The following is a 22089-nucleotide window of genomic DNA, read 5'->3' as shown; positions in this document are numbered from 1 at the left end:
TGAGCCTTTGATATTTTCAATTAAATAGATATAGAAGTTTTTGAAACCCAAAAACCTAACCTTATGTTATTTGAGGAGAATTGAATTTATATTATTGGACTTAATAAAATTATTATAAGAAATAACTTAGTCTTAAATTATGAGCTATTTTATTTAAGAGATAAACTAGAATATAACCTGATACGTATTGATATTAGTAATACTTTTATAATAAATGATAAAATTTTGAAAAATAATCCAACTATTTTGCTTTAAATCTAAGCAAAATTATATTTGATAAAGCTGAATTATACCAAGTAACATTAGGACAAATTTGTTTCTCATTGAAGCAACGATTCAGCATGATTACCAATTCATATAGAGAGGAATGTGAACAATATGATAAAAGCAGTTGCTTATTGTAGATACAGTTCTGATAATCAAAGGGAAGAATCAATTGATGCCCAGGTTAGAGCTATAAGAGAATACTGTTCACGAAATAACTATTCTTTAATTAGAATATATACGGATGAAGCTAAAACAGGTACCAATGATAACCGTAAGGGTTTTTTAGATATGATAGATGATAGTTCAAACCGCACATTCAATATATGCATAGTCCATAAACTAGACCGTTTTACTAGAAGTAAATATGACAGTGCAATTTATAAAAAACTATTAAGAGATAATGATGTTAGGGTAGTTTCAGTTTTAGAAAATCTTGATGATTCACCTGAAAGTATTATCTTAGAGTCAGTATTAGAGGGCATGGCTGAGTACTACTCTAAAAATTTAGCTAGAGAAGTAATGAAAGGCATGAAAGAAACCGCTTTACAATGTAAACATAATGGAGGCATGGCACCTACTGGATATGATGTTTCTACTGATAAGACTTATATAATAAATGATAAAGAAGCTGAAATAGTAAAAAAAATATTTAAAATGTATATTGCCGGTAATGGTTATGGAATAATAGCACAAAATCTCAATGACCATGGACAGTGTACAAAATTGGGAAGGTTATTTACTAAAGGCAGCATAAGAGATATACTTCTAAATGAAAAATATACTGGAACTTATATCTTTAATAAGCGACTCTCTAAAAAGGATAATCATAAATATAAAGATGATGCTGAAATTATTAGAATTGAAGATGCTATTCCAATTATAATATCTAAAGAAGATTTTCTAGTTGTTAAATCTAAAATGGATGGAAAGAAGGTAGGTCCTAGAATGAATCAGAAGAGATTTTATTTGCTTACGGGCAAAATTGAATGTGGAGAATGTGGAGCTTCTTATGTAGGTGCTGGCTATGTCCCAGGCAGAAACGGCAAAAAATATCCTATTTACTCCTGTACAAATAAAAGAAGTCATACTTGCAGTAATAAAAATATAAGACAGGATATTATTGAGAATTATGTTATAGCACAATTGAAAGAAAATATTTTTAACAATGAAGCTATAAATAAAATCACCTGTGGGATATATATAAAATTAAAAGAAATAAATTCTTCTACTGAAAAAGAAAACAAATCTCTTATTAAACAAAATAAATCTATTCAAACCAAAATCGATATGGCTTTCGATATGGCTTTTGATGGTAAAATTTCTAAAGTATTACTAGCTAAAAAAACAAACGAATTGGAAATGCAACTAAATGATATAATACAAAAACAGTCAGTTCTTAAAAATAAAGACTATTCTTGGCTTGATGAAAAGAAAATAAAAAAATTCCTCCTAGCATCAATGGAAAACCTCGAAGTAGAGGATCCAATAGCTAAAAGGAAAGTCATTGAAACATTTGTACATAAAATAATAATCTATGTTGACCGCATTGATGTTACTTACAAGGTTGAACCTAGTAGTAGCAACAAGAATGCGGACAGTGATATGGTTGGTGGAGGCGAGGGGTGTCGAACCCCTGTCCGAAAGCCATAACACCTAGGCATCTACGAGCGTAGCCAATACTTTAAAATTCCCTCTACTAAGCCCCTACTGGCCGGGTTTTAGTTTTGGTAGCTTCATATTTTCCGTTTCCAGGTCAAAGCTTTCCCAGACTCGGTTCACCGCTGTCGGCGCCCTATCCTAAGTCGCGGTAATCAAAGGTAAGACGTAGCAGAACTAAGCTGCTAGTGCTAAATTATCGTTTGCGTTTAAATTGTCCCTATAGTTGTTTACGCGGGTCCATAGGTTCCCCCGGCTCGCTTCCTCGATGCAACGTACCCCCGTCGAAACCAAGTACGCCCCCGTATTGTCAAAAGATTTAATTCAAATCTCTTGCAATGCAATAATATATGAAGCTTATTGCATATTTATAACGCAATTTATATTTACTAATTTAAAAAACTGTTATAAATAAACTATAACTCAGTTTTTCATATCCTACTGTCTATGTACCTAATAATACACTATATTAGGTGCTTTATCAAGTGCTAATATTATGGAATTTAAGTGTATTGCTGCTTATTATCTCATACTTTCCTTGAACTGCCTAGCCATGTCTCTCTTAGCATCTTTTTCAAGCATCGCATCTCTTTTATCATAATCTTTCTTACCTCGAACAATACCAAGATTAACTTTAACTTTGGTGTTTTTAAGGTAAAGAGATAATGGAACTAGAGTAAAACCCTTTTGCGCTGTAAATCCTACAAGTCTACTTATTTGCTCTTTATGAAGCAATAACCTTCTGACTCTTAATGGATCAGCATTAAATTGATTTCCATTTTCATAATGGCTTATGTGCATATTTTTAATAAATACTTCACCATCTATAACATCTGCATAACTGTCTTTCAAATTTGCCTTTCCAGCTCTAATAGACTTTACCTCTGTACCAACAAGTTCTATACCAGCTTCCATTGCATCCTCTATAAAATAATCATGTCTTGCTTTTCTATTTTCTACTAGTGTTTTATTTCCTGTTTCCTTTGACATAACTTCACCTACTTTATTCTTATTAATATATTATTATACTATATACTGTACTCTTTTTCAAGAATATATAGATTATTCTCCCACTACCTATATCCCCATAACAATAAATAATAAACAGAAGAGGGGTAATCCTCTTCTGTATTTTCATTTTTCTATTGTTCTACTATATATTGTCCTTATTTTGTAGAATCGTCCTTTATAAGTTCATCTAAATCCTTAACCGTATATTCTTCATTGTCTTCTTCCTCATCTTCAGCTTTAAGTATATCAAAATAAACTTCATGGGAAGCTAAATCAACCTTACTAACTACGATTTTTACTGCTTCTCCTAATTTATACATTTTCTTAGTTCTCTCTCCAACAAGGGTTAAATGTCTTTCATCAAAAACATAATAATCATCATCTAAGCTGCTCATATGAACTAATCCTTCTACAGTATTAGGAAGTTCCACAAACAATCCAAAGTTAGTTACTGAAGAAATAATGCCTTCAAATTCTTGACCAATTCTTTCATTCATGTACTCTGCTTTCTTTAAGTCATCTACTTCTCTCTCAGCTTCCATAGCTACTCTTTCCATATCTGAAGATTGTTTTGATGCTATCTCTACTTCTTTTTTTAATCTTTCTGTTCTTTTTTCGCTTAAGCCACCATTAATAACTTCTTTAATTATTCTATGAATCATGAGGTCTGGATATCTTCTAATCGGTGAAGTAAAATGGCAATAATATTTAGATGCCAAACCAAAATGCCCAACACATTCTGGGGAATATTTTGCTTTCATCATAGAACGAAGTAACAGTGTACTTAGAACCATCTCTTCTTTCTTTCCTTTTACACTTGCTATTACTTCCTGAAGCATTCTAGGATGTATCTCTTTTCCCCACTTCATAGCATAACCTAAATTATGTGCAAATTCGCTAAAGTGTATTAGTTTCTCTTCATCTGGATCCTCATGGATTCTGTATACAAATGGTACATTAAGCCAGAACATATGCTCAGCTACTGTTTCATTAGCTATTAACATAAATTCCTCAATGATTCTATTAGCAGTTCCTCTTTCATAAGGTACAATATCTACAGGTTTTCCAAATTCATTTAGTATTATTTTACACTCTGTGAAATCAAAATCTATGGCACCTCTTCCCATTCTCTTTTTATTAAGAATTGAGCATAAATCTTCCATATGTTTAAAATCTTCATACAAATAATCATATTTTTTTATTGTTTCTTCATCTTTATCCCTTAGTATTTTTGTAACATCAGTATAAGTCATTCTTTCATTAGTTTTTATAACTGACTCTACTATCTCATGATCTACTGTTTTACCACTTTTGTCTATTTCCATAAAGCAAGTAAGAGCCAACCTATCTAATTTAGGATTTAAGCTACAAACTCCATTGGATAATTTTTTAGGAAGCATTGGAATAACCCTATCAATTAAGTATACAGAAGTAGCTCTGTTTAGTGCTTCTATATCCAGTGGGTTTTTCTCCTTTACATAATTAGAAACATCCGCTATATGTACTCCTAAACGATAGTTGCCATTAGCTAAAACTTCAATAGACACAGCATCATCTAAATCTTTAGCATCTTCTCCATCGATAGTTACCATTTGCAGATTTCTTAAATCTGTTCTTCGTGCATATTCTTCTTTTGGGATTTCTTCAACTATATTGGCTGCAAAATCTTCAACCTTTTGTGGAAACTCTTCTGGCAGCTTATGCTTTTTAATTATAGTTAATATATCAATGCCTTGATCTCCTTTATCGCCTAGGATTTCAATAATTCTCCCTTCAGGATTTCTTCTTTGTTCTGGCCACTCAGTTATTTCAGCTATTACTATTTGACCTGTTTTAGCACCATTTCTTTCCGCTTTCGGAATGAATATATCCTGAGCAATCCTCTTGTCATCTGCTACTACAAAACCAAAGTTTTTGCTGTCATCATATGTTCCTATTATTGTTTTATTGGATCTTTCTATTATTCTTGTAATTTCACCTTCACATTTCTTACCTTTATTTTCTTCTTTTAAGATTTTAGCAAGAACTTTATCACCATTCATTGCGCCATTCACATTATCTGCTGGAATAAATATATCCGGTCTTTCAACTTCCGCTATTACAAATCCAAATCCTCTTTGATGACCTTGAAATTTACCAATTACAAGACCCATCTTTTCTGGAATACCATAATGCTGCGTTCGTGTTTTAACTATTTCTCCGCTTTTCTCCATTTCAGATAATAAATCAGTAAACTCTTTTATATCTGATTTATTAATATGGAACATTTTTGAAAGTTCTTTTATATTCATTGGTTTATATGCTTGTTCTGTCATAAGACTTATCAATGTTTCTTTTATCTCCATACGATTTTCCCTCCTGCTTAATTTTTATATTAATACTATATTTTTTTGTATTATTATATTTTTTTGAATTCCCCTAAAAAATATTCATTATTACTTTAACCCTTCATAATATGCTGTGCTAATATATTCATTTATTTCTATAATTGCTCACTTTTATTATAATGCAAAACATACCTCTAGTATATACTTTAATTGTATTGTTCCCAATTATACATTAAAAAATGCCCACATTAAATAGTTCTATTTAATGTGGGCGTTTTGTCGAAATATATTATATAAACAATTCTTCACAGAAATCGACTTTTTTTTGCAAAATAAAACAGCCCTTGGGGTTGGGCTGTTTTATAATAAATAAAAAGGGGGCTATTTATCTCTCTATTTATCTTTACTCTTTAATTATATTAAACTTAGCTTAATTTTGCAAGGGGTTTTTAATGTTTTTTTGTAAATAATTTTTAAAATAGTGGTATTTTATTCATATTTTATTCATGTTTTATGTATACTATTATATTATTGACTTAATTAAACCAATTTTAATGAATTTAGCTCTTCTTCTGAAAGTTCCCTGTATTGTCCCTCAGCTAAATTTTCATCTAATTTTAATGGTCCAAAACTAGTTCTTCTCAAAAATACAACTTTCTTATCTACACTTTCAAACATTCTCTTTACCTGATGAAATTTACCTTCTTGAATAGTAATCATAACTTCAGATCCATTTTCATCTGCATTTAATACTTTGAGTATTGCAGGCATACATTTATATCCATCATCTATCACTACTCCTCTTTTGAAGGTAGCTATATCCGTCGCATCTATAAATTTATTGATTTCAGCATAATATACCTTATCTACATGATTCTTAGGCGCTATTAACTTATGATTTAATTCACCATCATTAGTAATTAGTAATAATCCTACTGTATCTTTATCCAGTCTTCCTATTGGAAATGGTTTAAAAGCATGGTACTGCTCATCTATTAAATCAATTACAGTTTCATCATGATTATCTACAGTAGCAGAAATAACTCCAGCTGGTTTATTCATAATTAAATATATATTTTTTCTATATCTAATCTCTTCGCCGTCTACCTTAATTACAGACTTATCTGGATTAATCTTCATAGCACTATCAGATGCTAATACTCCATCAACCTCTACTCTGCCCTTCTTTAATAACCCCTTTACTTCTTTCCTTGTTCCATGACCTAAATTGGACAATATTTTATCTATTCTTTCCATTTATATTCATCTCCTTAAAATATCTAGTGCACTTGTTTCTTAAACCTTCAGTTCACAAAATACAACATACAAAATAGCCATTGTATATTGTTAGTATAAACCCTTTTCTCATAAAAAAAACAGCCTTAAAGAGCTGTTTTTAATTTATTCTACTACTTTTATCTCCATTATATCATAATCTTCATATGAAATACTCTTATAAAAATTTTTTGATAAAACTAGTATTTTATAAATACCTTTAGTAAATGGCATAAATGTGTAGTCATTTTTTCTGCTAAAGCTTTGTGCCAATGCCCAGTCCCCTTTTTCCATAAGATAGAACTCATATATAACATCTTTGCCCCCATGATTTTCTGCCATAAATGTTATTGCTTCGTTAGCAATAAAGCTTGTTTTATCACATAAAATCTTTGTATTTGTTATGGGCAGAGTCTCATGCACTTCTATTTCTATTTCCTTCATACTATCATATGCCTCTGCACTAGATTTGTTTTTTGCTCTAAGCTCTATTGAATAGGTTCCACTGCATTTAGGTTTAAGTTCATAATTCATATGTTGTACAAAATTAGTTTGTTCCACGTAATGACCATTTATTTTCAAAACATAATTAATAAGAATATTTCTAGTGTTTTCAGAGATCACTTGAAGCGCAATAGTATCTCCAACCATGTAATATTCTTTTGGCGGCATTAAGACATAATCTATTTTAGCTGGTATACATTCTAATGCTTCAATATATACCACTGCGTGGCAATCAAATTCACGCTTGGAATATTTATCTTTTACTTTTACCTCTAATTTGAATTTACCACTTTCTTCCGGAGTAAAATCCACAAAGTCAAAGATTCCATATTCAATTCTTTCTATTTCACTATCATTTTGAAAAACCGTAAACCCATATCTTAATGAAGTTCCTCCTGTAGCTTTAACTTTTACATGAATAGCCTGTCCTACTAATACTATGTTTTTATTATCTAAAATAACATCTTCAATAACTACATTTCCATTACCTATATTATCAATTATAAAGTTTAAACAAGCTTTTTTCTCATATTCTCCCTTAAATGATACATCCTTAACCCATAGTGAAACACTATACTCTCCTGCTTCTTTAGGTCTCCATATATAATTATTTTTTCTAATATAACCAGAGTTCTCCGGACAAATTCCATTAACCTCGAATTTATACAATAAATGTTTTCCACCTCTAACAATGCACTTGAAAATAATAGGTGTATCACATAACTGAGGCGAACTTAAGTCACTAGTGAAACTTTGTATATTTATTTCTTCATATGGCTTTACGGTATAATGAATTAATGCTCTATCATCAAATTCAAGCAGAGAATACATATCCTTTGCCATACATAACAGCTTATAATCCCCACTATTTTCTTCAACATAACCGACTAATTTTTTAGTAGAAAAATCTTGTATACAAGTGCTATTTCCATCAGAATTAATTTTCACGAATTTGTATAAAACCATCCTGTTATCTTCATAGTTCGCACCCACCTCAAAAACTAATTCCCTATCTTCAAATATGTCTTCAGTCAAACATTCAAAGTTCATAATTTCTAAGGATTTCATAGCTTTTACATTAAACTCTATTTTCATAAAATCATCAAAAGAATTTTTAGAATCTAAATCCTTACATTCTACCAAAAACTCCTGCTTACCCGAATGTTTTGAAGCCCAAGTTAGCACATTTTCTGTTGAATAATCCTTTAAAAGTAACCAATTATCATCTTCATGTACCCAATATCTATACATAATAGGAATTTTTGTGGAATCTACTGTTAAGGTGATTTTCTCACCTACCCTTATCTCATTTTTGTCTATGTAAATTTCACTTATTAGCTTTTCACAAACAGTACCCACTGTATATTCTGTTTTTGAAATAAAATCAAAGGGCTTTTTACTTTCTTTTCGTTTAGCTTGTACCATTATAGAATACTTATCCTCTGTATCCGGTTTCCATATAGCTGCACTAGCTTCACTTAAATCCTTTAAAGTGGTCCAGGTACCCTTTAAACCTATAAGAAACTTATAGCTTAAATTATCCTCTACTTCATTTTCAACACTTATTACTATTTCTTTTTGTTTTTCTTGAATATTTTCTGTACTAAATAATATATTCATTTCATTCATATAAATTCACCTACCTTTATAAATAAGCTATATGCTAGAAAAATTTTTATAAAAATCACTGTCTATACTGATATATTATACTATATTACCATTATTTGTAACAGCATATAATCCGATTTCAACCTTTTTTTTATAGACATAAACACTCATGATTTTATTTTAAAACAATCTTATTTTAAATTTTATATCTTTTTATGGCATTAAATTTGTTATTATAAAATTTAATAATAGGGTAAAACTATTATAGATATAGATTTTAAATAATTGAAGGAAGGAGAACTATTATGTCAGATGAAAAACTAGACCATTATAATCCAGATTATCCATATAAAAAAGAAAATGTAACAATTGATAAAAAAAATAAAAATGGTTATCCTATGCTAGAAAGCCTAAATAATGGTGCACTATTTCCTGATTCTCTTAAAAATAGTGTTGATATGCAACAGCTAAAAGATACTGATTAATTTTTTAGAGAGTTAAACAATCCTTAACCATTTAGCCCTCTAAATTTTATAAAGGGACTAGTAATTTTCATTACTAGTCCCTTTATATATTTTAAATATTATATAGCAATCATACTCATGCTATGACTTAGCCTTTATAATCAATTTAACTAAATTATAATAAAGTTTTTCATCATCTTCTGAGGTTCTTTTTTTAGGACCAAAGGTTTTACCCCCACTACGTCTTAATTTTCCAGACATATGTCTTTCAAATAATAATTTATCAATATTACTATCGTCATATATATGTCCTTTAGGTCCCATAGCATAGGCTCCTTTAGCTAAAACCATAGCGGCAACACCAAAATCTTGAGTAATTACTATATCCTTAGGTTTTGCTTCATTAGCTACTTTCATATCAACACTTTGAAATCCGCTATCCACATACCTTATTTGCGCATAATCACTACTTAAAACATGATTAATATCACAATACATAATAAGCTCTACACAGTGCTCTACAGCTGCTTTTTCTATTAGATTTTTTCCAGGACACCCATCTGCATCTACTATAATTCTCATATGTGTTTTCTCATTTTTCTAAAGTCTTTTTTCAAGTTCTGCTTTAGTTTCTTCATATCCTGATTTTCCAAGAAGAGCAAACATATTCTTCTTATATGCTTCAACTCCCGGTTGATCAAATGGATTTACACCTGACAAATATCCACTTATTGCACAAGCTTTTTCAAAGAAATAAGCCATATGACCAAAATTATATGCTGTGAGTGTTGGTACATTTAATATAATATTAGGTACATCTCCATCATTATGTGCAAGTACTGTTCCTTGAAAAGCTTTTTTATTAACAAAATCCATAGTTTTGCCTGCTAAAAAGTTCAATCCATCTAAATCGCCCTTTTCCTCTTTAATTATGAATTCTCTTCTTGGCTTTTCTACATTGATAACTGTTTCAAATATATTTCTCACACCTTCTTGGATATATTGTCCCATAGAATGCAAATCTGTAGAGAAATTAACAGCTGCTGGGAATATTCCCTTTTGATCCTTTCCTTCGCTTTCGCCATAAAGCTGTTTCCACCATTCTCCAAAATATTGAAGCGCTGGCTCATAGTTAACTAAAATTTCTGTAACCTTACCTTTTCTATATAATGCATTTCTAGCTGCTGCATACTTATAACAATCATTTTCATTTATATCTTCATTGCTATATGCTATTCTTGCATCTGCTGCACCCTTCATCATTTCATCAATATCTATTCCTGCTGCTGCTATTGGAAGTAATCCTACAGGAGTTAATACTGTAAATCTTCCTCCTACATCATCTGGAATAACAAAAGTTTCATAGCCTTCTACATCTGCTAATTTTTTTAAAGCTCCTTTTGATTTATCAGTAGTAGCAAAAATTCTTTCTTTTGCTCCTTCTTTTCCGTATTTCTTTTCTAATAGTTCTTTGAATACTCTAAAAGCAATAGCAGGTTCTGTTGTAGTTCCTGATTTTGATATTACATTTACAGAAATATCTTTTCCTTCTACAGCATCAAGTAAATCAGCCATATATGTAGAGCTTATATTATTTCCTGCAAAAAATATTGCTGGAGATTTTCTTTTGTCGTTTGAAAGACTGTTGTAAAAGCTATGCGTTAATGCTTCTATAGCCGCTCTAGCTCCTAGGTAAGATCCGCCTATTCCAATTACTATTAAGACCTCAGAATTACTTCTTATTTTTTTTGCTGCTTTTTTAATTCTTTCGAATTCTGCTTTATCATAGTTTATAGGAAGGTCTATCCATCCTAAAAAATCATTTCCTTGGCCTGATTTATCCATAAGCATTTTGTGTGCTGTAGACACCATTGGTTGAAAATAAGAAACTTCATGCTCACCTAAATAGGGAACTGTTTTGCTTAGATCTAAAGATAAAATTTTTTCCATTAATATTCCTCCTTGTTTGTTTCACTACAGTGAAACAATTAACCACTGATTTGCTCTTTATATTTTTATTTAGTAGATAAAAATTATAAACTTCTATTCACTTATACGTTAAATTAATAAAACAACATACAATAATTTTAGTTTATTCCATTAGATAAATCAAGTTTTTAAATATAATATAGTACTTATTACATATAATGTTATTAAAATTGCCTAAACTTATATATTTAACTAAAATAAAAACATTACAAAATTATCAAATCCATTCACTTACTATCTTTAGTATTTTCTGTGTACAATATATATATTCTAATGATCTTTGAATTTTAAATTAAAAATGAGATAGGATGTACTCACATGCATTATGTTGCATATATTGAAGTATATTACTAAATGAGGTGTGATTTTTTTTGATTATTCATGTTGTAAAAAGCGGTGAAAGCTTATATGGAATCTCTAAACTATATGGAGTTTCATATAATAAAATTGCTTCTGATAATGAGCTTACAAACCCAAATGACCTTGTGGTAGGTCAAACCATTGTAGTACTTGAAGGCACAAGATCACATAAAATCCTTCCTGGTCAATCACTTTACATGATAGCTAAAATGTATGGTGTAACAGTTTCTGATTTACTTACTGCAAATCCTAAACTTAAAAATACTCCATTAATTTATCCTGGTGAAATTATTATAATACCATCATCTACGCAAAAATTAGGTTCCCTTGAAGCTAATGGTTATGCTCTTCCTACTACAGATATGGCTGTTCTAGCAAAAACTCTTCCCAGTCTTACTTACCTTAGTATATTCAGCTATCAGATACTTGCAAACGGCACTCTAAAAGGTATTAATGATGCCCCACTAATACAAGCCGCTAGGAGTGCTAAAGTAGCTCCTATGATGGTAATTACCAATTTAAAAGAGGGTGGGGGATTTGATAGTAACCTAGCCAATACTATACTTACTGATGAAAAAGTACAAAACACATTATTAGATAACATAACTACTACATTAAAAAATAAAAATTATTACGGTTTAGATATGGATATAGAATACGTTTTCCCAGAAGATAGAGAAAAATATAATAATTTTCTGCGTAAAACAGTAAGTAAACTAAGACCTTTAGGCTATGTTGTTACTACAGCCTTGGCTCCTAAAACTTCTGGTGATCTGAAGGGCCTACTCTACGAAGCACATGATTATCCAGTTCATGGTGCACTAGCTGACCATGTTATACTGATGACTTATGAATGGGGATATACTTCTGGTCCTGCAATGGCAGTGGCGCCTATTAACCAAGTTAAAAAAATTCTTGATTATGCTGTAACAGTAATCCCAAGTAAAAAGATTTTTATGGGAATACCTAATTATGGTTATGATTGGACACTACCTTATGTGAAAGGAACTAAAGCAACTGCACTTGGTAATGTAGAAGCCGTAGACCTTGCCAGAAAAGTATTTGCATCTATTCAATATGACTATATCTCGCAAGCACCATTTTTTAACTATTATGATACTGATGGGAAAAGACATGTAGTTTGGTTTGAAGATGCTAGAAGTATAGATGCTAAGTTTAGGACTGCTAATGCTTATAATTTAGGTGGAGTTAGTTATTGGACAGTGGGAAAATACTTCCCTCAAGCTTGGCTGGTTCAAAATTCACTATTCGATATAAAAAAATTACTTTAGTTAAAAATCTAATTTCAAGCTCAAATTATCAAGTTTTTCTCAGATTATGCTTTAACTAAAAGGGTATGTTACTGGAATGATTTCCTCGCAACATATCCTTTTGTTAGAATTCTCTATTTTAACTTAAAAGTTCTTGGCGCCACTCTATAGGTTAAAATCAAAGCCATGCCCATATATACAATAGTTGTTATAATAATCCCTACAGTAAAATAATATGGGGGTGTCTTAATTTGAAGACATGCATAGCAAACAAAATACATAACCATATTCACGATTTTAAATAGTGGGCTTTTTACCGTTAACTCTGCTGTATAAGGCTGCAGAACATAGTACATAAACAAATGATGTATTGAGAAAAAACAAGCTAAGCAAAGTATGCACAAAAATAGCGGTATCATTCCAGTAAGATCGTAGCCGTAACCACTAGCTAATATAATGCAAACTATAGCAGCACATAAAGTTAAAGCTGGTATCAAATTGAGAATAACTACCCTCTTAAGCCTTGATGTAAAATTGGCTAAAATTACATTACCCTCTCGATAATAACCATATCGTAATAATCCTGCATCACAATTATAAAACATGGCCTTGCAAATTCTTTCCCCCGTTGACATTATATACATAACGAATATTAATATCGGAATACTTTTTTTAATTTCAGTCACTAGCATTATCTTTTTACTCGGCATAAAAAATACTACATAGATACCAATTAAGAATATAATACCTATGATGGCAACCCTTCTCTCTATAGGTTTTACCATTATTCTTCTAAACCGAAGAAAAAATAATGAGTTTAAATATTCATATCCTTGCTTTTCATTATATTTTTTTGTGTTTAAGTCTTCTTTACTCATATTTTTTTCATCTAATTTTACATTTGCAAAAGCCGCTCCCTTTCTAATAGCTTCTACATTAAATAATTTATCTTTAGTTAATAAAACCTTTGCAATAGGTGTATATTTTGTATATTTCCATAAATATATAAACGCTACAGCTCCTAGACCTAATATAATAATTGCCACATAAACATTAAACAATATTGGATTAAAATTAATTATGACACCATAAAATGGCAATGCATAGGCAAGGAGAAGTCCACTAATAACTAGTAACGATATTAATATTGCTTTCTTTTTGAGCATTACTTCTGTCTTATCATATATAAAGAGCTGTAGACCTTCGCCAATTAATTTTAAAGCTATTAATTCCGCAACCATAGCGACAGCTTTTAGAGGCGAAAATCCTATTACTAATCCTATAATGATTACTGGAATTACAAAGTATATAAAATCTGTTATATTTCTATATACTATCTCTGAAAGATAGTATTCTCTCGCATCCGCCTTCATTAAGGTTATCATATTAAAGGCAGCTTTATTGTTTTCATCAAAAATTATACTTTTTATAATTGGTCCTAAAACAAAACTTAAAAAGAAAAGTATATGTATGAAAATAGGCTGCATCTTTGCTATATCTTTAGTAATTAAATATGAAGGTAAAATGATCATTATACCTAAATATATAGTTTTTCCTATGATTCCCCCAAACACTCCTAAAATCTCACGTATAACCCCTATAATCAGTTTAGCTCTGGTTTTTTTATATAAATTATCGGGAATTTTTTTCCCCACAAGGGGTATCCTTTTAAGAAAATATATAAAGGTATTCGCCTGTTCTACAAAAGATACCTTAAAACTATTTATAAATGTGTTAAACATCATCCTTCTCCTTCAAAATCTCCATGATTTTTGTTTCGAATTCAGTACTCTTTAGAACTTCACTATCCACTTCTTCTAAAATGCAATTATTTAGAACCAATATTTCATCACATAAATCTGTAGCCAGTTGAAGAATATGAGTTGAAAAAATAATAATGTGCTCACTTTTCATTTTCTTTAACAAATTCTTGATTTCCAGAGCCACCACTACATCAAAAGATGTTAATGGTTCATCTAGCAAAATTACATCAGGCTGAGTTATTAAAAGACAAACCATCTGCATTTTATTTTTCATTCCATGGGAGTATCCCTTCATCAAACGATATCTGTCGTCTTCCTTAATCTTTATAATGTCAAAATACTCATCTATTGTAAGTAAATTTTCGATTTTGTCCTTATTAATATCAATATAAAATTTTAAAAACTCATATCCAGTTAAAAACTCTGGTATCACTGGATCTGAAAAAACATATCCTACTTTTCTATAATCTATCTCCTTTGCTGCTTGTCCATCTTCAATAATACTAACACTGCCATTTTCATATTTAGTTTCTCCGCTAATACAGTTAAAAAGAGTTGTTTTACCTGCTCCATTTCTTCCTAATAGTCCATATATCTTCCCCTTTTCAAAGGTAAAGGATGCTTTTTTAAGCACCTGCTTATCTCCATAACTTTTTTCTATACTTTCAATTATTAATTTCACTTAATTTTCCTCCCCTAGCTTACTATTTTACAGTATTCCTTAGACAACATTTATTAATTCATACTTTTATTACTAAATATAGTAATAAATATAATATCTAAACTGTACATTAAAACCAATATCCCAAATAAAATGTAACATGGATTTACATTTAAATTAATTATTCCAGTAGCAGTTACCATAACTAAGGCAAATATAATCATTAGGGTTACATGAAAGGCACGATGAGAAGCTTTTTGCCTTAATGCTACAAGCATTTCATCATCCTTATTTACTCGTCCAATACTTTTTAATGGATACTTTTTTAAATGTGATGAAGTTAAAATCACCAAAATACTAACCCCTATTAACGTTACTGATATTGCAAAAACTGTTAAACTTTCCGCTCCTTTTATGCCCTTTTCTTTTCCATATAAGTAACATAAGACTCCAAAGCATCCCATAAGAATATTAACAATTGAACCTCTAGTTTCACTACTTAATTTTTTACTATTCATAATTAATTTTCCTCCTTAAAAATAAAAATATCCTCAATTGTACAACTGAATATATTAGATAACTTAAATGCAAGTTGGATTGAAGGATCATATTTTTCCCTCTCAAGTGAAATTATAGTTTGTCTTGATACATCTACTAACGTTGCAAGCTGATCTTGAGTAAATCCAAAATTTTCTCGTAATAATTTTAACTTATTTTTCATTTTCCTGTCCTCCTATTGTAAAGTCAACTTTACATTATTATATCACTGGTAATATTATCTTGTCAAGTTAGCTTTACAATAAAAAAACTGAGAAGTTTTTATATATGTTTCAAAACCCTCAGCTATGCTTAAACTTAAGTACTACTTTTTATATTCTATTTCTTAATTTAATTTTTGTGGAATCCAGCAAGCAAAAACTGTACTATTGTCATCTGAGAATATCCTTACTTCGCCCTTATGCTTGTCTATCACTAAATTAACAATGCTGAGGCCAAGGCCCACACCCTTACTTGTCTTTTTACTTCTGGAGTCATCGCACTGGTAAAAAGGTAAAAATATCTTTTCTTTGTCCTCTTTTGATATGCTTACACCATCGTTTTTAATTAAAAGTACAAGCCCTTCCCTTTTTATAAGATTTAGCTCGTTGATATTCTTACTTCTAAGCCACTCTATGAAACTCCCACTCCTAAAGGCCTGGGGTTCTTAGGTACTAAATAACTTTCTTTAATATCACGAATAATATTAACACTAATTAGTTTCCCTAAGAATTTCACTACCAAGCAATCCATTGACCACATTTTTTCCACGAGCTGTTTCCTTTATAATCAAGAAAGGCACAGTTTAATCATTATAGTTTTCTAATTAGAGTAATCAAAAAATAAAAAAGACTGGCAAAATTATGCCAGTCCATTACTAGTTTCATATTTATATATTTAATTAAAGGGGGACTCTAATTAAAAATCAATCAATAGCTACTTGCTATATATTTATAATAACAGCTCTTTGTGTCATCATAATGTCCAAAGCAAAAATAATTTGTAAATTTAATAAAGATCCCTTATTATTTATTGAAAAATATCAAAAAAGTGGTTATGATATACTAAATTAATAGCATACATCATAACCACTTATTATCTACTTATTTTTTAATATATCTAGGTATACCAACATTCTGACCTATTCCCACTCAATAGTTGAAGGTGGTTTACTCGTTACGTCATAAACAATTCTGTTTACTCCCTTAACTTCATTAACAATCCTTCTGGACACTTTATCTAATACTTCATATGGTATTCTAGCCCAATCTGAAGTCATTCCATCTGAGCTAGTTACAGCTCTTAGAGCAACTGTATGACAATAAGTACGTTCATCTCCCATTACTCCAACAGATTTAATGTTAGGAAGACATGCAAAGTATTGCCATATTTCGCTTTCTAGTCCTGCTTTAGCTACTTCATCTCTAAATATTGCATCTGCTTCGCTAGTTATAAATAATTTTTCTGGTGTTATTTCTCCAAGTACTCTTATAGCAAGGCCTGGTCCTGGGAATGGCTGTCTCCACACTAGATAATGAGGAATTCCAATTTCTTCTCCCACTGCTCTAACTTCATCTTTAAATAATTCTCGCAGTGGCTCTATTAATTTAAAGTGCATATCTTCTGGAAGGCCTCCAACATTATGATGGCTTTTTATAGTAGCAGAAGTTGTGGTACCACTTTCAACTACATCGGGATATATAGTGCCTTGCACAAGGAAATCTAATTGTCCAAGTTTATTAGATTCCTCTTCAAAAACTCTTATAAACTCTTCTCCAATTATCTTTCTCTTTTGCTCTGGATCACTTATACCTTTAAGTTTACCTAAAAATCTTTCCTGAGCATTAACTCTTATTATATTCATTTTAAATTCGCCTTTGAATATTGTTTCAACTTGGTCGCCTTCATCTTTTCTGAGCAAACCATGATCTACGAATACGCAAGTTAAATTGTCTCCTATAGCTTTATGTACAAGTACTGCAGCCACGGAAGAATCTACTCCCCCTGATAGAGCACAAAGTACTTTTTTGTCTCCAACTAGTTCACGTATAGCCTTGATTTTTTCTTCTGCAAAAGAAGACATTGACCAATCGCCCTTAACTTCGCATACATCATATAGGAATTTTCTAATCATTTCTTCACCAAAAAGTGTATGTTTCACTTCTGGGTGAAATTGAACTCCATAGAGTTTTTTAGAAACATTAGCCATAGCAGCTACTGGACAATCTTTTGTAGTTGCAATTATATCAAATCCTTCTGGAGCCACAGAAATATGGTCTGTATGGCTCATCCAGCATTGATTTTCTTCTATCCCGTTAAAAATCAATGCATCCTTGTTTAAGTCAACTTCTATTTTCCCATACTCACGAACATCAGGTGTTATAACCTTTCCACCAAAAGACTGCGCCATTAATTGAGCACCATAGCATATCCCTAAAATAGGGACACCCATCTCAAATATTTCATTTTCCACCTTTGGAGCACCTTTTGCATAAACACTATTGGGACCACCAGTGAATATTATTCCTTTTGGATTCATTTTTTTTATTTTTTCCACGGAAAATGTGTATGGTATTATCTCGCAATAAACATTATTTTCTCTAACTCTTCTTGCAATAAGCTGATTATATTGACCACCAAAGTCAACTACTAAAACTAATTCTCTATTAATCAATGTTTTTCCTCCTGTGCATTTAAACTTTATTCTTATCTATTCTAGCTGTTCTCATCTATTCTAGCTGTTCTCATCTATCCTAGCTGTTCTCATCTATCCTAGCTGTTCTCATCTATCCTAGCTGTTCTCATCTATCCTAGCTGTTCTCATCTATCCTAGCTGTTCACACTATAATTTGGTGCTTCTTTTGTAATTGATACATCATGTGGATGGCTTTCTCTGAGTCCTGCTGAACTTTGTACAACAAATGTTGAAGTCTCAAACAGTTGACCAAGTGTTGCTGAACCTAAATAACCCATTCCTGAACGTATACCACCTATTAGCTGATATATAGTGTCTATAACACTTCCCTTAAAAGGTAATCTTCCTTCTACACCTTCTGGAACTAATTTTTTGTTTCCTTCTTGGAAGTATCTATCCTTACTACCTGAAGCCATAGCACTTAGTGAACCCATACCTCTATATACCTTATAGCTTCTTCCTTGATATATTTCCATCTCACCTGGTGCTTCCTCACATCCTGCAAACATAGAGCCCATCATTACTACTTTAGCTCCTGCGGCCAGTGCCTTAACTATGTCTCCTGAGTACTTTATACCACCATCTGCGATTACAGGTATTCCGTATTTATTCCCCATTTCCACACAGTCCATTACTGCTGTAAGCTGTGGAACTCCTACCCCTGCTACAATTCTTGTAGTACAAATTGATCCAGGACCTATTCCTACCTTTACACAGTCTGCCCCTGCTTCAATTAAATCTTTGGTTGCCTGCGCTGTTGCAATGTTTCCTGCAATTATTTGAAGTTCTGGGTAAGCAGATTTAATTCTTCGTACTGCGTCTAATACTCCAAAAGAATGTCCATGAGCTGTATCTATTGTTATTACATCTACTCCAGCTTTTACAAGCGCTGCTACTCTATCCATAACATCTGCAGTTACACCAACAGTTGCACCACACAATAATCTTCCTCTAGAGTCTTTTGCAGCATCAGGAAATTTTATGGTTTTCTCTATATCTTTTATAGTAATAAGTCCTCTTAAATAATTTTCACTATCTACTAAAGGTAACTTCTCTATTTTATGTTTTTTTAGAAGTTCCTTAGCCTCTTGCATGCTTGTTCCTTCTGGCGCTGTAATTAAGTTTTCACTTGTCATTATGTCTTTTATTTTCTTACTATAATCAGTTTCAAAAACTATATCTCTGTTAGTAATTATTCCAACTAATTTACCATGCGTAGTAATTGGAACTCCTGATATCCTATATTTTTTCATTAGTGCTAAAGCATCTTCTAGAATATTATCAGGTGACAGAAAAAACGGATCTGTAATTACACCATTTTCTTGTCTCTTAACTCTGTCCACTTCAATAGCTTGGTTTTCAATGCTCATGTTCTTATGTATAATACCTATTCCACCTTCTCTAGCCATAGCAATCGCCATTCTAGACTCGGTAACAGTATCCATAGCTGCACTCATTAGAGGTATATTAAGTTTTATCGTTTTTGTAAGATTAGTAACTAAACTAACATCCCTAGGTAATATTTCTGACTTATTTGGAACTAGCAATACATCATCAAATGTATAAGCTTGCTTTATTATCTTTGCCATTTCATCAACGCCCTTTCACAGTTATAATTTAGATAAATAAAAACAAATAAACTAACCTACTGACATGTTGTTTATTTAAGTGTGCCTTATTGTTTTATAATTAGCATAAAAATATTTATATATACTGAATTTTAAAAAAAGCGAGAAAATATAAAAGGGCATACTAATCCTACTTTGGCTAAAGTAAAATTAGCATGCCTAAAATAAGTTCACACTAAAATTACCCATAGTGGTCAATTTGTGGCTGACCGTAGATACTCCTTGCCATATTCAAGGGATATATGAGTTGCGATATTGTTTTTTAAAGTTAGTATAATGATAGTTAATGTTTAAAGATTTGTCAATGAATAATTCTTACTAATTCACCAAAATATTAAAATTTCAAACATATAAATCGAATATAAAAAAATAACTAGGACTAGGCCCTAGTTATTTTTTTAAATTGAATATTTTATTTAAATAATTAACATTCAATTTTTTTAGTACATTCCATCCATTCCCATTCCTGGTGCGCCCATTGGTGCTGAATTCTTTTCTGGAATATCTGCTACTGCAACTTCTGTGGTTAAGAATGTTGCTGCAACTGATGCTGCATTTTGAAGTGCTGATCTTACAACTTTTGTTGGATCAACAATTCCTGCTTTTATCATATTTACCATTTCTCCACGCAATGCATCGTATCCAACTTCCCCTGCGCTTGCTCTTACTTTTTCTATTATAACTGAAGCTTCTGCTCCAGCATTTGTAGCTATTTGTCTTAATGGTTCTTCTAGTGCTCTTTTAATTATGTTAATACCAACTTGAACATCTGGTGTATCTGATGTTAATTTTGCAATTTCTACAATGGCATTAATATAAACTGTTCCACCACCAGGAAGAATTCCCTCTTCAACTGCTGCTTTTGTAGCCGCAAGAGCATCTTCTATTCTCAATTTCTTTTCTTTTAATTCAGTTTCAGTAGCAGCTCCAACTTTTATTACAGCTACTCCTCCTGCAAGTTTTGCAAGTCTTTCTTGTAATTTTTCTCTATCAAAATCTGAAGTAGTATCTTCAATTTGTTTTTTAATTTGAGAAACTCTATCATGTATAGCTGTCTTATCACCTTTTCCGTTTACTATTGTAGTGTTTTCTTTAGTAATTTTAACACTTTCAGCTTTTCCAAGCATTTCAACAGTAACATCTTTAAGCTCTTTTCCTAATTCTTCACATATAACTTCTCCACCAGTTAGTGTTGCTATATCCTGAAGCATTTCTTTTCTTCTATCACCAAAACCTGGAGCTTTAACAGCTACGCAAGTAAATGTTCCTCTTAATTTATTAACAACAAGTGTACTTAAAGCTTCGCCTTCAATATCCTCAGCAACTATCAATAATTTTTTACCTTGTTGAACAATTTGCTCAAGTATTGGAAGTATATCTTGTATGTTAGTAATTTTCTTATCTGTTATTAAAATATATGGCTCATCAAGATTTGCTTCCATTTTTTCTGCATCAGTAACCATATATGCACTTAAATATCCTCTATCAAACTGCATTCCTTCAACAACATCTAGTTCAGTTCCCATAGATTTTGATTCTTCTACAGTTATAACACCTTCATTACCTACTTTTTCCATTGCATCGGCTATTAATGTTCCAATTACTTCATCACTAGCTGAAATAGCAGCAATTCTTGCTATATCTTCCTTACCATTAACTGGTTTAGATGCTTTTTTAATTTCTTCAACTGCTTTATCTACAGCCATTTTTATACCAGTTCTTATTAGCATTGGATTAGCTCCAGCTGTAACATTTTTAAGTCCTTCTCTTATTATAGCTTGAGCAAGAAGTGTAGCTGTAGTTGTTCCATCTCCTGCTACATCATTTGTCTTTGTAGCAACTTCTTTAACAAGTTGTGCTCCCATATTTTCGTAGGGATCTTCAAGTTCTATTTCTCTAGCTATAGTAACACCATCATTTGTTATAAGTGGTGATCCAAATTTCTTATCTAAAATAACATTTCTTCCCTTTGGTCCTAATGTAATTTTAACGGTATCTGCAAGCTTATCTACACCTCTTTGCATAGCTCTTCTTGCTTCTTCTCCAAATAATATATTTTTAGCCATTTAAAAC

The 22089-nt window shown here is 31.3% G+C and carries 18 protein-coding genes, 1 other RNA gene and 1 riboswitch; of the genes, 3 read left to right on the top strand and 16 right to left on the bottom strand.

Features of this window, described 5'->3' with window-relative positions:
- The first annotated feature begins 378 nt into the window (after positions 1–378).
- On the top strand, positions 379–1917 hold the full coding sequence (locus tag KPL51_RS03945) for a recombinase family protein (protein WP_216157672.1): 1539 nt from the start codon (positions 379–381) through the stop codon (positions 1915–1917).
- Here the strand turns inward: KPL51_RS03945 and ssrA are convergent.
- The 5 genes from ssrA to KPL51_RS03920 form a co-directional block, all read right to left on the bottom strand.
- Positions 1875–2227: a transfer-messenger RNA gene (gene ssrA, locus KPL51_RS03940) on the bottom strand. The two genes, KPL51_RS03945 and ssrA, sit on opposite strands and share 43 nt — an antisense overlap.
- A 218-nt stretch (positions 2228–2445) precedes the next feature.
- Positions 2446–2913 carry an SsrA-binding protein SmpB gene (gene smpB / locus KPL51_RS03935; protein ID WP_216157670.1) on the bottom strand — a complete coding sequence of 156 codons (468 nt, stop codon included), beginning with the start codon at positions 2911–2913 and terminating at the stop codon, positions 2446–2448.
- 176 nt (positions 2914–3089) lie between these two features.
- On the bottom strand, positions 3090–5279 hold the full coding sequence (gene rnr / locus KPL51_RS03930; RefSeq protein WP_216157667.1) for a ribonuclease R: 2190 nt from the start codon (positions 5277–5279) through the stop codon (positions 3090–3092).
- A gap of 522 nt (positions 5280–5801) precedes the next feature.
- Complete coding sequence (locus KPL51_RS03925; protein ID WP_216157664.1) at positions 5802–6518, bottom strand: pseudouridine synthase; 717 nt, start codon at positions 6516–6518, stop codon at positions 5802–5804.
- Positions 6519–6662: 144 nt separating this feature from the next.
- The gene (locus tag KPL51_RS03920) at positions 6663–8669 is read right to left on the bottom strand and encodes a triple tyrosine motif-containing protein (protein WP_216157661.1); all 2007 of its coding nucleotides are present in this window, start codon (positions 8667–8669) and stop codon (positions 6663–6665) included.
- Positions 8670–8953: 284 nt separating this feature from the next.
- Here KPL51_RS03920 and KPL51_RS03915 point away from each other — a divergent pair, with 284 nt between their 5' ends.
- Complete coding sequence (locus KPL51_RS03915) at positions 8954–9133, top strand: hypothetical protein (RefSeq protein ID WP_216157658.1); 180 nt, start codon at positions 8954–8956, stop codon at positions 9131–9133.
- A gap of 120 nt (positions 9134–9253) precedes the next feature.
- Here the strand turns inward: KPL51_RS03915 and KPL51_RS03910 are convergent, their stop codons facing one another.
- Both KPL51_RS03910 and KPL51_RS03905 read right to left on the bottom strand, forming a co-directional pair.
- Positions 9254–9694, bottom strand: a complete 441-nt coding sequence (locus KPL51_RS03910; protein ID WP_216157654.1) for a YaiI/YqxD family protein — start codon at positions 9692–9694, stop codon at positions 9254–9256.
- A gap of 18 nt (positions 9695–9712) precedes the next feature.
- On the bottom strand, positions 9713–11062 hold the full coding sequence (locus KPL51_RS03905) for a glucose-6-phosphate isomerase (RefSeq protein WP_216157651.1): 1350 nt from the start codon (positions 11060–11062) through the stop codon (positions 9713–9715).
- A 410-nt stretch (positions 11063–11472) separates the two neighbouring features.
- Between KPL51_RS03905 and KPL51_RS03900 the strand changes: the two genes are divergently transcribed.
- On the top strand, positions 11473–12753 hold the full coding sequence (locus tag KPL51_RS03900) for a glycosyl hydrolase family 18 protein (protein WP_216157648.1): 1281 nt from the start codon (positions 11473–11475) through the stop codon (positions 12751–12753).
- A 113-nt stretch (positions 12754–12866) separates the two neighbouring features.
- On the opposite strand, the gene KPL51_RS03895 is transcribed toward KPL51_RS03900, so the two are convergent.
- The 9 genes from KPL51_RS03895 to groL form a co-directional block, all read right to left on the bottom strand.
- A complete protein-coding gene (locus KPL51_RS03895; protein WP_216157645.1) occupies positions 12867–14474 on the bottom strand; it encodes a hypothetical protein in 1608 nt (535 codons plus the stop codon).
- Entirely contained in the window at positions 14467–15177 is a 711-nt protein-coding gene (locus KPL51_RS03890; protein WP_216157642.1) for an ABC transporter ATP-binding protein, read from the bottom strand. The genes KPL51_RS03895 and KPL51_RS03890 overlap by 8 nt, the downstream gene beginning before the upstream one ends.
- A gap of 53 nt (positions 15178–15230) precedes the next feature.
- The gene (locus tag KPL51_RS03885) at positions 15231–15674 is read right to left on the bottom strand and encodes a DUF2178 domain-containing protein (RefSeq protein WP_216157639.1); all 444 of its coding nucleotides are present in this window, start codon (positions 15672–15674) and stop codon (positions 15231–15233) included.
- Positions 15675–15676: 2 nt separating this feature from the next.
- Positions 15677–15877 (bottom strand): helix-turn-helix transcriptional regulator, encoded by a 201-nt coding sequence (locus tag KPL51_RS03880; RefSeq protein ID WP_216157636.1) that lies wholly within the window; start codon positions 15875–15877, stop codon positions 15677–15679.
- Between the two features lie 162 nt (positions 15878–16039).
- Entirely contained in the window at positions 16040–16288 is a 249-nt protein-coding gene (locus tag KPL51_RS23325) for a sensor histidine kinase (RefSeq protein WP_224853720.1), read from the bottom strand.
- Positions 16289–16326: 38 nt separating this feature from the next.
- The gene (locus KPL51_RS03870; RefSeq protein ID WP_216157633.1) at positions 16327–16464 is read right to left on the bottom strand and encodes a hypothetical protein; all 138 of its coding nucleotides are present in this window, start codon (positions 16462–16464) and stop codon (positions 16327–16329) included.
- A 370-nt stretch (positions 16465–16834) separates the two neighbouring features.
- Entirely contained in the window at positions 16835–18364 is a 1530-nt protein-coding gene (gene guaA, locus KPL51_RS03865) for a glutamine-hydrolyzing GMP synthase (protein ID WP_216157925.1), read from the bottom strand.
- A gap of 158 nt (positions 18365–18522) precedes the next feature.
- The gene (gene guaB / locus KPL51_RS03860; RefSeq protein WP_216157630.1) at positions 18523–19977 is read right to left on the bottom strand and encodes an IMP dehydrogenase; all 1455 of its coding nucleotides are present in this window, start codon (positions 19975–19977) and stop codon (positions 18523–18525) included.
- A gap of 207 nt (positions 19978–20184) precedes the next feature.
- A riboswitch (purine riboswitch) is annotated at positions 20185–20282 on the bottom strand.
- 174 nt (positions 20283–20456) lie between these two features.
- Positions 20457–22082, bottom strand: a complete 1626-nt coding sequence (gene groL, locus KPL51_RS03855; RefSeq protein ID WP_216157627.1) for a chaperonin GroEL — start codon at positions 22080–22082, stop codon at positions 20457–20459.
- Positions 22083–22089 lie beyond the last annotated feature (7 nt).

This window comes from Clostridium bowmanii, from assembly GCF_018861315.1.
Classification (GTDB): Bacteria; Bacillota; Clostridia; order Clostridiales; family Clostridiaceae; genus Clostridium_AD; species Clostridium_AD bowmanii.
Note: the sequence above shows the minus strand (reverse complement) of the source record. Positions and strands in the feature narration are given on the sequence as shown.

Excerpts from the sequence above, each read along its gene's own strand:
- KPL51_RS03905 (WP_216157651.1), bottom strand. The coding sequence starts at position 11,062 with ATGGAAAAAATTTTATCTTTAGATCTAAGCAAAACAGTTCCCTATTTA.
- KPL51_RS03885 (WP_216157639.1), bottom strand. The coding sequence starts at position 15,674 with ATGAATAGTAAAAAATTAAGTAGTGAAACTAGAGGTTCAATTGTTAAT.
- KPL51_RS03925 (WP_216157664.1), bottom strand. The coding sequence starts at position 6,518 with ATGGAAAGAATAGATAAAATATTGTCCAATTTAGGTCATGGAACAAGG.
- guaB (WP_216157630.1), bottom strand. The coding sequence starts at position 19,977 with ATGGCAAAGATAATAAAGCAAGCTTATACATTTGATGATGTATTGCTA.
- KPL51_RS03895 (WP_216157645.1), bottom strand. The coding sequence starts at position 14,474 with ATGTTTAACACATTTATAAATAGTTTTAAGGTATCTTTTGTAGAACAG.
- rnr (WP_216157667.1), bottom strand. The coding sequence starts at position 5,279 with ATGGAGATAAAAGAAACATTGATAAGTCTTATGACAGAACAAGCATAT.
- KPL51_RS03880 (WP_216157636.1), bottom strand. The coding sequence starts at position 15,877 with ATGAAAAATAAGTTAAAATTATTACGAGAAAATTTTGGATTTACTCAA.
- KPL51_RS03915 (WP_216157658.1), top strand. The coding sequence starts at position 8,954 with ATGTCAGATGAAAAACTAGACCATTATAATCCAGATTATCCATATAAA.
- groL (WP_216157627.1), bottom strand. The coding sequence starts at position 22,082 with ATGGCTAAAAATATATTATTTGGAGAAGAAGCAAGAAGAGCTATGCAA.
- KPL51_RS03910 (WP_216157654.1), bottom strand. The coding sequence starts at position 9,694 with ATGAGAATTATAGTAGATGCAGATGGGTGTCCTGGAAAAAATCTAATA.
- KPL51_RS03920 (WP_216157661.1), bottom strand. The coding sequence starts at position 8,669 with ATGAATGAAATGAATATATTATTTAGTACAGAAAATATTCAAGAAAAA.
- smpB (WP_216157670.1), bottom strand. The coding sequence starts at position 2,913 with ATGTCAAAGGAAACAGGAAATAAAACACTAGTAGAAAATAGAAAAGCA.
- KPL51_RS03945 (WP_216157672.1), top strand. The coding sequence starts at position 379 with ATGATAAAAGCAGTTGCTTATTGTAGATACAGTTCTGATAATCAAAGG.